This is a genomic window from Homoserinimonas sp., assembly GCF_056262345.1.
Window position 1 is genome coordinate 1 of the sequence record NZ_JBACFR010000218.1, and the last position, 10755, is coordinate 10755.

General features: G+C 63.5%; 9 protein-coding genes. All 9 read right to left on the reverse strand.

Annotation, left to right across the window (positions count from 1 at the left end; genetic code table 11):
* Positions 1-66 precede the first annotated feature (66 nt).
* Entirely contained in the window at positions 67-1254 is a 1188-nt protein-coding gene (locus AC062T_RS10495) for an acetylornithine transaminase (RefSeq protein ID WP_476029814.1), read from the reverse strand.
* Positions 1254-2174 carry an acetylglutamate kinase gene (argB, locus tag AC062T_RS10500; RefSeq protein ID WP_476029816.1) on the reverse strand — a complete coding sequence of 307 codons (921 nt, stop codon included), beginning with the start codon at positions 2172-2174 and terminating at the stop codon, positions 1254-1256. Before argB ends, AC062T_RS10495 begins: the two co-directional genes overlap by 1 nt.
* A complete protein-coding gene (argJ, locus tag AC062T_RS10505) occupies positions 2174-3331 on the reverse strand; it encodes a bifunctional glutamate N-acetyltransferase/amino-acid acetyltransferase ArgJ (RefSeq protein ID WP_476029818.1) in 1158 nt (385 codons plus the stop codon). The genes argB and argJ overlap by 1 nt, the downstream gene beginning before the upstream one ends.
* Entirely contained in the window at positions 3328-4374 is a 1047-nt protein-coding gene (gene argC / locus AC062T_RS10510) for an N-acetyl-gamma-glutamyl-phosphate reductase (protein WP_476029820.1), read from the reverse strand. Before argC ends, argJ begins: the two co-directional genes overlap by 4 nt.
* Positions 4375-4593: 219 nt before the next feature.
* Positions 4594-7092 carry a phenylalanine--tRNA ligase subunit beta gene (gene pheT, locus AC062T_RS10515; protein ID WP_476029822.1) on the reverse strand — a complete coding sequence of 833 codons (2499 nt, stop codon included), beginning with the start codon at positions 7090-7092 and terminating at the stop codon, positions 4594-4596.
* Positions 7092-8129: a phenylalanine--tRNA ligase subunit alpha gene (gene pheS, locus AC062T_RS10520; RefSeq protein ID WP_476029824.1), complete on the reverse strand. Its 1038-nt coding sequence runs from the start codon at positions 8127-8129 to the stop codon at positions 7092-7094. The genes pheT and pheS overlap by 1 nt, the downstream gene beginning before the upstream one ends.
* Positions 8130-8168: 39 nt before the next feature.
* Positions 8169-9050, reverse strand: a complete 882-nt coding sequence (locus AC062T_RS10525) for an amino acid ABC transporter permease (protein WP_476029826.1) — start codon at positions 9048-9050, stop codon at positions 8169-8171.
* Entirely contained in the window at positions 9047-9694 is a 648-nt protein-coding gene (locus AC062T_RS10530; protein ID WP_476029828.1) for an amino acid ABC transporter permease, read from the reverse strand. The genes AC062T_RS10525 and AC062T_RS10530 overlap by 4 nt, the downstream gene beginning before the upstream one ends.
* Positions 9695-9811: 117 nt before the next feature.
* Positions 9812-10699 (reverse strand): glutamate ABC transporter substrate-binding protein, encoded by an 888-nt coding sequence (locus AC062T_RS10535; RefSeq protein ID WP_476029830.1) that lies wholly within the window; start codon positions 10697-10699, stop codon positions 9812-9814.
* Between the last annotated feature and the right edge of the window lie 56 nt (positions 10700-10755).

Sequence of the window (10755 nt, forward strand, 5' to 3'; positions counted from 1 at the left end):
CGGCAAGGTCGAGGATCTCGTTCTGCTCGACCTGCGTCAGATCGTCATCTCTCAGAAAGTGTCGAGTCACTGTGCCGCCTCCAAAGCGATAGCGAAGAGTCGTGCGAATTCTGCGAGCTCGTCGTCGCCGACGACGAGCGGCGGGGCGATTCGAATACTGTTTTCGTTGGCCGCGTTGATGATGAGTCCAGCCTCAAGCGCTGCGGCTGAGACCTTGGCGGCGATCGGCGAGGTGAGACCGATTCCAATGAGCAAGCCCCGGCCGCGAACCTCTGCGACAAGGGGGGAGTTCATCGAACGCACGATGTCGCGGATCTGCTCTCCCCTGGCCTTAGCGTTATCGAGAAGGCTGGCGGACTCTATCTCGGAGAGAACGGCGTTGGCGGCGGCAGTCGCGAGAGGATTGCCGGCAAAAGTGCTGCCGTGGTGCCCGCGCTGGAACAGCTTCGACGCTTCGCCGAACGTGACGAGAGCGCTGATGGGTAGCCCACCGGCGATTCCCTTGGCAATCGCCACGGCATCCGGCTGAATGCCGAATTGCTCGAACGCGAACCAGGTTCCCGTCCTGCCGACGCCCGTCTGAATCTCGTCGAGGATGAGAAGCGCGCCGTGCTCGGAGGTGAGTTCCCTGGCGCGGGCGATGAAGCCCTCTGGCAGATCTACGACGCCAGCCTCACCCTTGATGGGCTCGAACACCACGGCGGCGACGGTGTCGTCAATCGCCTTCTCGAGAGCCTCGACCGTGGCTTCGATGTGCTCGACGCCAGCCAGAAGCGGTTCGAACGGCGCGCGAATGGCGGCTTTGCCCGTGAGGGAGAGCGCCCCCATCGTGCGACCGTGGAACGCATTGGTCAGCGCAATGATGCGGGTGCGGCGGCCACCGTCGTTGTTGAGACGGGCAAGCTTGAACGCTGCCTCCATTGCTTCGGCACCAGAGTTGCCAAAGTACACACGGCCAGCATCGCCAGCTCCCGTGATGCGCTTGAGGCGTTCGGCGAGCTCAAGCTGCGGCGGAGTCGCAAAGTAGTTCGAGACGTGGACGAGGGTCGACACCTGCTTGGTGACCGCGGCCACAATCGCCGGATGCCCGTGGCCCAATGAGTTCACCGCGATTCCTGCGAGGAAATCGAGGTATCGCTTGCCGTCGACATCCCACACGTAGCATCCCTCACCGCGCTCCAGCATGGTGAGAGGGGGTGCATACGAGCCCATCATGGACTCGCCGAACCTGTGGTTCCAGTCGTTGTTCGCCACTAGCCTGCCTTTATTTCGGTGGGTTCCGCGGGCTCGTCGGGCACAACCTCGGTGCCGACACCGCTGCCGCGGAAGATTTCGAGAAGGATCGAGTGAGGCACCCGACCATCGATGATGGCGGCCTTATCGACGCCGCCAGCGACAGCCTCGAGACAGGCCGTCATTTTGGGGATCATTCCCGACTCCAGGCCCGGCAACATGGCCGCCAGCTCGGATGCGGTGATGTGCGAAACCAACGAATCGCGGTTGGGCCAGTCGGAATAGAGCCCGGCAACATCGGTAAGCACGACGAGCTTGACGGCGCCAACGGCAACCGCCACGGCAGCTGCGGCCGAATCAGCATTGACGTTGAGCACCTGCCCCGGGGCGTCGCCGTCTGGGGCGATCGACGACACGACGGGGATACGCCCAGCATCCAGAAGGTTCGACAGCACCGTGGGGTCGACCGCGACGACCTCGCCGACGCACCCGAGATCTACGGCCTCGCCATCGACAACGGTTCCGCGCCGCTGGCCCGTAAACAGCCCCTGGGTCTCGCCAGAAACGGCCTGCGCAAGATCTCCGTGCTCATTGATGAGGGCTGCGAGCTCTGCGCTCACCTCACCGGTGAGCACGTCGCGAACAACCTCCATCGCCTCGGGGCTTGTCACGCGCAGCCCTCCGCGGAACTCGCTGGCAATGCCACGAGCCGCCAGCGCGGCCGAAATCTGCGGTCCGCCACCGTGCACGACGATGGGACGGATGCCGACATGATGCAGATAGACCATGTCCTGGGCGAAGGCCCGCTTCAGGTTCTCATCCACCATCGCATTGCCGCCGAATTTGACGACGATAGTGCGGCCCCGAAACAGGGTGAGCCAGGGAAGGGAATCGATAAGCGTCTGCGCCTGGACGGCGTTCAGATCTGTTGGCTCAGCCATCAGCTGGAGTACGCGCTGTTCTCGTGAACGTAGTCATGTGTGAGGTCGTTCGTGCGAATCGTCGCCGTTGCCTCGCCGACCTTGAGATCAATGAGCACGTGGGTCTGCCGCGGGGTGAGGTCCACGCTCTCCGAGGGCGCGTCCGGCTCTCCCGAGCGGCACACGCGCACTCCGTTCATAGAAACGTCGATCGCGTACGGGTCGAATTCGGCCTTCGTCGTGCCCACAGCAGCGAGCACTCTGCCCCAGTTGGGGTCGTTGCCAAACACGGCCGCCTTGAAAAGGTTGTTGCGGGCCACAGGTCGGCCCACCTCAACGGCGTCATCCTCTGTCGCCGCGTGCACGACCTCGATCGAAATCTCATGGCTGGCGCCCTCGGCATCCGCCTGCAACTGAGCCGCGAGACTGTCGCAGACCTCGCCGAGCTTCTGCGCGAAGTCATCGAGATCGGGAACGATGCCGGATGCCCCGCTCGCCATAAGAGTCACCTGGTCGTTGGTTGACATGCATCCGTCGGAGTCGAGGCGGTCGAACGTGACTCGCGTTGCCGATCGTAGCGCTGCATCCAACTGCGCCGACGTGAGTTTGGCGTCGGTCGTGATGACCACAAGCATCGTGGCCAGTCCCGGTGCGAGCATGCCCGCACCCTTGGCCATCCCACCAATCGTCCAACCGTCGCCTGCGACAACCGCTTCCTTGGGCTTGGAGTCTGTTGTCATGATCGCGAGGGCGGCCTCGTGGCCGTTGTCGGCGCTGAGCGCCGGGATCGCGTCGTGAACACCCGCGATCACCCTGTCGCGAAAGTCCTGGCCACCGACCCCAATGAGGCCCGTTGAACACACGAGAACGTCGCCGGCGGAGATCCCGAGGCCGTCGGCGCCCGCCTCGGCCGTCAGGTGGCTCGTCTGAAAGCCGAAGGTGCCCGTGTAGCAGTTAGCACCACCGGAGTTGAGCACGATCGCGGAGACGATCCCGTCGCCCACAACCTGCTGCGACCACAGGATGGGGTTCGCCTTGGCACGATTGCTGGTGAACACCGCGGCCCCCGAAAAGTCGGGTCCAAGGTTCTGCACCAGGGCCACGTCGCGGGCACCCGTTGATTTGAGGCCTGCGGCAACTCCGGCCGCGACGAAGCCGAGGGGGGCGGTGACGCTCACGGGGCGACTCCGTTCTGGGTGAGACCCGTAGTCTCGGGCAGCCCGAGCGCAATGTTCATTGACTGGATAGCGGCACCGGCCGTGCCCTTAACAAGGTTGTCGATGGCACTGATCACCACGAGGCGGTCAGCCGCCTCGTCAACCGCCAGCCCTATGAGGGCGGTGTTAGCACCCAGGGTGTCTGCGGTCTTGGGGAACTCGCCTTCGGGCAGAACCTGCACGAACGGCTCACCCGCATACGCCAGCTCCCACGTCGACCGCACATCGGCCAATCCGACGCCCGGCTCGAGTGACGCCGTCGATGTCGCCAGGATTCCCCGCGACATCGGCACAAGAACGGGGGTAAACGAGACCGAAACGCCCTCGCCGCCCGCAACCGCCAAGTTCTGGATGATTTCGGGAGTGTGGCGGTGCGTGCCGCCCACGGCATACGGCATAGCCGAACCGTGGATCTCGCTCGAGAGAAGGTGAGATTTGAGGCTCTTGCCTGCACCGGATGTGCCGACCGCGAGCACCGCGACGAGGTCCTCAGGCTTGATCAGGCCTGCCTGGATGCCGGGGGCAAGCGCGAGCGTAATAGCGGTGACATTGCATCCGGGAACCGCGATGCGACGGGCCCCGACCAGCTTGTCTCGCTGACGGCTGCCATCGGCATGAATGAGTTCTGGCAGCCCGTAGGTCCAGGCACCATAAAACTCTCCGCCATAGAACTTGGCCCAGTCGCCCTCATTCGTGAGCCTGTGGTCTGCCCCGCAGTCGATGACAATCGAATCGTCGCCGAGGTGATCGGTGAGCTCCCCGGACTTGCCGTGAGGGAGGGCGACGAAAACTACGTCGTGCCCCGCGAGGTTCTCTGGCGTGGTGTCGACCAGGGTGAGGTGGTCGAGCGACCGCAGGTGCGGCTGCACCCTGGTGAGGGGTTGCCCGGCGTTCGAATGTGCCGTGACGGTCGTGATGGTGATGTCGGGGTGGGCCGCGAGGAGGCGAAGCAGCTCGCCGCCCGCGTAACCGCTCGCGCCTGCGACGGCGACGGAATAGGACATGTGTCTACCTTAAATGAGGAACGGGACCTGCAGGACCGAAGAAGGCGACGACGCGGGCGAACGAAGAACGCTCAGCAGGGCAACGTCGCCGAAAATCGGCGCACGCGAACGGACTCGAGGCGACGATCGCCGAGCACGGATTCGCGGAAGTGGGTCACGAGGCCACCATACTCCCCCGTGCCCACCCACGCACATCCGGCATCCGCTATTCGCTATTCGCTATTCGCGGAGGGTCGCGCCGAAGCGCTCCGCCGCGACAGCAACTCCGGCAAGCCGTGACTCGGAAGCCTCCGCTGCCGTGAGCGTTCGGTCAGCACCGCGGAACCGGAGCGCGAACGTCAACGATTTGCTTCCGTCTCCGATGCCGGCGCCCCGGTAGTCGTCGACAAGGTACGCATGCTCCAACAGGGAACCGGCACCCTCTTCGATCGCCGCGAGAACGCTAGCCGCCGGAACCTCAATGGGAACGACGAGCGAAACGTCTTGCGTTGCTGCGGGGAACGATGAGATTGCGTGAGTCGCAACGTCAGGGCTCGACTGGTCGATTACCGCGCTGAGGTCGAGCTCGAGAACCGCCACAACTCGCGGCAGGTCGAGTTCGTCAGCCAGGGCCGGCAGAAGCTCCCCCGCGATACCAACGACGGTGTCACCAAGGTAGATCTCGGCGGTGCGCCCCGGGTGATAGGCGGGGTGCGAACCCTGCTCGAAGCGAAAACGCGTGCCGACGGCCGCTGCTAGTTGGCGTGCCGCATCGAGGGCGTCGACCAGCGAGACGGCCACTGCCGCCGTCCCCGGCTGCTTCTCGCTGCGGTTGCCCACGAACAGAGCGCCCACATGCCAAGGCTGAGGCGGGATGCTTCCATCGAGTTCGACCAGACGGGTCGTTCCCGGGTGTGCGTTGCCAGCGGGCAAAGGTCCGCTGCCATAACGCTTATCCCGCTCGGGCAAGAACACGGTGCCGACCTCAAAGAGCGCAAGGTCGGTGAGCCCGCGGGAGAGGTTGCGGCGAGTCGCCTCAATGAGCCCCGGCACGAGTGAGCGACGCAGCAGCGGGACCTCGGCATCGAGCGAGTTCGCCAAGCGCATTGCGGGAGCATCACCGGAAAAGCGAGCGTGCGTCGCGGTCGAGACAAACGGATAGGCCTGAATCTCGGTGACGCCGTTGGCGGCGAGTACTTGTGCCGCCGAGCGGCGAAGACGCTGCTCGCGGGAGAGTCCGCGCCCGGGTGGCGCCACGGGAAGCACCGACGGGATGCGGTCGTAGCCGACCAGCCTGGCGACCTCTTCTGTGAGAGTGGGCTCATCGGTGAGGTCGGGGCGCCAGCTCGGCGGGGTCACCTCAAGCGAACCGTCGGGACCATCACCGACCGTTGCGCCGATTGCGATGAGAGAATCACGAATCTCTGCCTCGGTGTACTCAACCCCCATCAGGGAGCCTACGAACCCTGCGCGAAGCGAGATCGTTTCTGCCGGGGTCGGGTTGACCATGCTGGAGCCGAGCTCGTCAAGCGTTCCGCCCGCGAGCTCAACGAGGAGCTGAGCGACTCGGGCCGCTGCGGCCTCGGCGACAAGCGGATCGACTCCACGCTCGAAGCGCTTTGAGGCTTCGCTCGGGAGCTTGTGGCGACGGGCCGTCCGGGCAATCGAAACGGGGTCGAAGTTAGCTGCCTCGATGAGCACAGTGGTCGTGGCATCCGAAATCTCGGTTGCTGCTCCCCCCATGACACCCGCGAGTCCGATAGCGCCAGACTCGTCGGCGATAACGAGGTCCTCGGTGCTCAAGGAGCGGGTCTGATCGTCGAGCGTGAGCAGGGTCTCCCCCGCGTAAGCGCGGCGAACCATAAGCCCACCAGAAAGACGGTCGAGGTCGTAACCGTGGATCGGCTGTCCCAGTTCGAACATGACGTAGTTGGTGATGTCGACCGCAAGAGAACCCGATCGCACCCCGGCAAGACGGAGGCGAGAGGCCATCCAGGTAGGCGTCGGGCGGCTGGGGTCGATTCCGCGAACCACGCGGGTAACGAACGTGGAAGCACCAACACGTCCGCGGATGGGCGCCTCGTCATTGATCACAACGCTGAAGCCGCTGTGTGGCTCAGAAACGATCTCGCCCAGCGCGGGAACCAGGGCGGGGTCATGAAACGAGGCACCGGTCGAGTTAGAGAACTCGCGGGCGATGCCACGAATGGAGAATGCGTAGCCACGATCAGGCGTCACATTTACCTCGACGGCATAGTCATCAAGCCCGAGGAGTGCGATCGCGTCCGTTCCGTTGTCGGGGTCGAGCCCCAGCTCGGCAAGGCGCAGGATTCCCTCGTGGTCGTCGCCGAGCCCGAGCTCGCGTGAGGATGCGATCATTCCGTCGCTGACGTGACCGTAGGTCTTGCGCGCTGCGATAGGAAACGGCCCAGGCAGCACGGCGCCGGGCAGCGATACGACAACCTTGTCTCCGACGAAGAAGTTGGAGGCGCCACACACGACACCTCGAGGCTCATCCTCGCCGACATCGAGCTGGCACCAGCGAATGGTCTTTCCGTTGCTTTGAGGCTCGTCCGCGAACTCGAGGACGGTGCCCACAACGATGGGGCCGGTCAGCTCGGCACGGTGAATGTCTTCTTCTTCGAGTCCGACGCGCACGAGCGCGGCCTGGATGCTCTCGGCCGTCGCGTCTTCGGGAACATCGACGAACTCACGAAGCCATGAGATTGGGACGCGCATCAGACCACCATTCCGAACTGCTGCGAGAAGCGAACATCGCCCTCGACCATGTCACGCATGTCATTCATGTCATTGCGGAACTGCAGCGTGCGCTCGATGCCCATTCCGAAGGCGAAGCCCTGGTAAACCTCGGGATCGATGCCGGCGGCCCGCAGCACATTGCGATTGACCATGCCGCATCCGCCCCACTCAACCCACCGAGCGCCACCCTTGGCGTTCGGCTGCCAGACATCCATCTCGGCGCTGGGCTCGGTGAACGGAAAGTAGTTCGGGCGTAGACGAATCTTCGCCTCGGGGCCGAACATCGCGCGTGCGAGGTGCTCGAGTGTTCCCCGGAGGTGGGCCATCGTGAGTCCCTTATCGACGGCAATGCCCTCGATCTGGTTGAAGACAGGCGTGTGCGTGGCGTCGAGCTCATCGGTGCGGAACGTGCGACCGGGGGCAACCACATAGAGCGGCAGCTCGCGACCGAGAAGCGAGCGCACTTGAACAGGCGACGTATGCGTGCGCATCACTAGATGCGAGTCGAGGGGCTCGACGAAGAAGGTGTCCTGCATCGCGCGGGCGGGATGATCCTCATCAAAGTTGAGGGCGTCGAAGTTGAACCACTCGTTCTCGAGTTCCGGCCCCTCTGCGACCTCCCAGCCCATGCTGACGAAGATGTCCGACATGCGCTCCATGAGCAAGGGCAATGGATGCCGTGCTCCCGCGGTCCACCGCGAGGGAAGAGCCGTGACGTCGACGGCTTCAGCGGCGAGCTTTGCCGTCTCCTCTGCCGCGCTGATCTCGGACTCCTGCTCGGTGAACGCCTGGTTCACCCGCCCCCTGGCCTGACCGACAAGCTTGCCGAGGGCAGCCTTCTGATCGTTGGGCACACTGCGCAGCGAAGCGTTGAGCTTGGCGAGCGGCGACCCCTCCCCGAGATGCGCAGAGCGCACCGCCTTGAGAGATGCGGAGTCGTCGGCCGCGGCGATTGCCGCTAATGCGGCATCCACCGCCTCAGCGACGCTGTCTTCTGTGATGAGGAGCTCTGACACGCTGCCAAGTTTAGTCGGCTCCGGAGAAAGCCCTCACCGCTAGTCGATGACGCCGGCTCCACCCACCCCGACTCCCGGCACGGCGGGAATCGCCTTGACCTGCTTGGCGATGCGCGGGCTGCGACGGGTGCGGATCTCCACCCACTTGGCGACGCCAGAAAGCGCGAGACACAAGAGGATGTAGATGGTTCCGAAGACGATCGTTGACGGGATGATCGGCGAACCGAACGTCACCTGCGCACCATAGAACTTGGCGAGGTAGAGCAGCTCTTGGAACGTGACGATAAAGCCGAGCGCCGTGTCCTTGAGAACGACCACCAGCTGCGAAATGATCACCGGCAGCATGGCCCTGGTCGCCTGGGGATACTGGATGTACAGCATCACGGCACTCTTGCGCATGCCGATCGCGTATCCCGCCTCCGTCTGCCCCTTCGGCAGTGACTCGATTCCCGCACGGAAAACCTCAGCGAGAACCGATCCGTTGTAGAGCGTTAGACCGGTGACAACGGCAACGAACGGGGTCACAAACGTGACTCCAAGCGGGGGAAGCCCGTAGTACATGATCATCATCAAGATGAGCACGGGAACGGCTCTGAACAACTCCGTGAACAGCATCACAGGGACACGAATCCAGGCGTGAACAGAGACTCGCCCGATGGAGAGCACGAGGCCGAGCACGATGCTGAGCACAGCGGCGGCCGCAAAGGCCGAAAGTGTGCGCAGCGTGGCCGCCCACACGTTCTCCCACACGAGCGGATAGGTAAAGAGGCGCCATTTGTCGGCGGTGAACTGACCGGTAGCGGCGAATCGATAGACCACAAAGCCCACGACCGCGAGCACCACGATCACCGTGAGAACGGCGAGGATGCGATTGCGTCGGATCGCTCGCGGGCCAGGGACGTCGTACAAAACGCTGGTCATCGCGCTACCCTCCATCGAACTTCGAGTCTTCTTTGGATGACCGAGAGGATGCTCACGAGCACAATGAAGATCGCAGCGACCCAGAGCAGCACAATGATGGCTGGCTCGCCCCGCTCGGCAAGATAAGACCGGATCGTTCCCGCCTCAGCCACAGAGAACCCGGCGGCAACCGTTGTGTTCTTGAGTAGGGCGATGAAAACGCTCATCATCGGCGGGATCACTGCACGGAATGCCTGGGGCAGGATGACGAGGGACATCGTGGGGCCGAACGGCAGGCCGATGGCTCGAGCGGCCTCCGCCTGACCGACGGGAACGGTGTTGAACCCTGACCGGAGTACCTCGGCGACGTACGTGGCCGTGTAGAGGCTGAGGGCGATGATCGCCAGCGTCGTGAACGACAGGTTTCCCAGCTGAAGCTTGGGGTAGCCAAAGGCGAAGAAGAACATGATGAGCGTCAACGGGGTGTTGCGCACCAGGTTCACATAGAACGTGCCGACCGCGCGCATAACAGGCACGGGCGATACCCGCATGGCACCGACGATCGTGCCGAGCACGAGGGCGAGAACCGCCGACACGACGAACAGGATGATCGTGTTCTTGAACCCCTCGACAAAGATGTCGAGGTTGTTGAGGAGAACATCCACGGGATGCCTTTCTGCGGGCAAGGACGGGCGGGTCACTCGGTACTGCTGGTCGAGGCCAAGGATGCGGTGGCAGCGCGGTCACGCCACCACCGCATCCCTATCGGTCAGCGGTACTGACTAGTAGTTGTTGACCTCAGGCTGCTCGACGTCCGTACCCGAAACGCCGAGGGTCTCGTCGTAGATTCCCTGCCAGACATCCCCGCCGTCGGTGAAGAGGTCGTTGATGAAGGTACGCAGAGCCGTGTCGCCCTTGGGCAGGCCAACGCCGTATTCCTCAACGGTGAAGGTCTCGCCGACAACCTTGAGGTTGTCCGGGTCCTGAGCGGCGTAGCCGATGAGGATTGCCTGGTCGGTCGTGACTGCGTCAACCTGACCATCGTTCAGCGCCTCGACGCACTGCGAGTACGTGTCGAACTCTGTGGTCTTGGTGTCGGGGAAGTTCGCCTTGATGTTCTGAATCGGGGTTGATCCCGTCGCGGAACACACGGTCTTGCCAGCGAGGTCTTCTTCGCTTTCGATGTCAGTGTTATCGGCGGCCACCAGAATTCCCTGACCCGTAACGAAGTACGGACCGGCGAAGTCGATCTGCTCCTTGCGCTTGTCGGTGATCGAGTATGTGCCGACGTAGATATCGATGTCGCCATTCACGATCGCGGACTCGCGGTTGGCGCTAGGAATCGCCTTGAACTCGATCTCGTCCTCGCCAAATCCGAGGGAGGCCGCAATCCAGCGCGCGATCTCGATGTCGAAACCGGTGCGCTCACCCGTAGCTGCGTCGAGGTAGCCGAGACCCGGCTGGTCCTCCTTGACACCGATGATGATCTTGCCCTGCTCGACCATCTTGTCGTAGGTCGGGCTGCCCTCGAGATCGACGCTGCTCGCAACTTCGAACAGATCGTTGCTCACATCGCCGCTGTCGTCCGCGGTGTCGCTGCCTCCAGCGCATCCCGTGAGCACGAGCGCCGCTGCGGCCAGCGCAGCGACAAATGGGGTTCTCTTGTGCATGGTCTTCCTTTCCTCGGGAGAGACGGCAAGCCGCCCCTCCATCGTGTTTCGGTCTC

Coding starts and splice junctions, on each gene's coding strand:
- argB (WP_476029816.1), bottom strand. CDS start 2,174: ATGGCTGAGCCAACAGATCTGAACGCCGTCCAGGCGCAGACGCTTATC.
- argC (WP_476029820.1), bottom strand. CDS start 4,374: ATGTCCTATTCCGTCGCCGTCGCAGGCGCGAGCGGTTACGCGGGCGGC.
- pheT (WP_476029822.1), bottom strand. CDS start 7,092: ATGCGCGTCCCAATCTCATGGCTTCGTGAGTTCGTCGATGTTCCCGAA.
- AC062T_RS10525 (WP_476029826.1), bottom strand. CDS start 9,050: ATGACCAGCGTTTTGTACGACGTCCCTGGCCCGCGAGCGATCCGACGC.
- AC062T_RS10535 (WP_476029830.1), bottom strand. CDS start 10,699: ATGCACAAGAGAACCCCATTTGTCGCTGCGCTGGCCGCAGCGGCGCTC.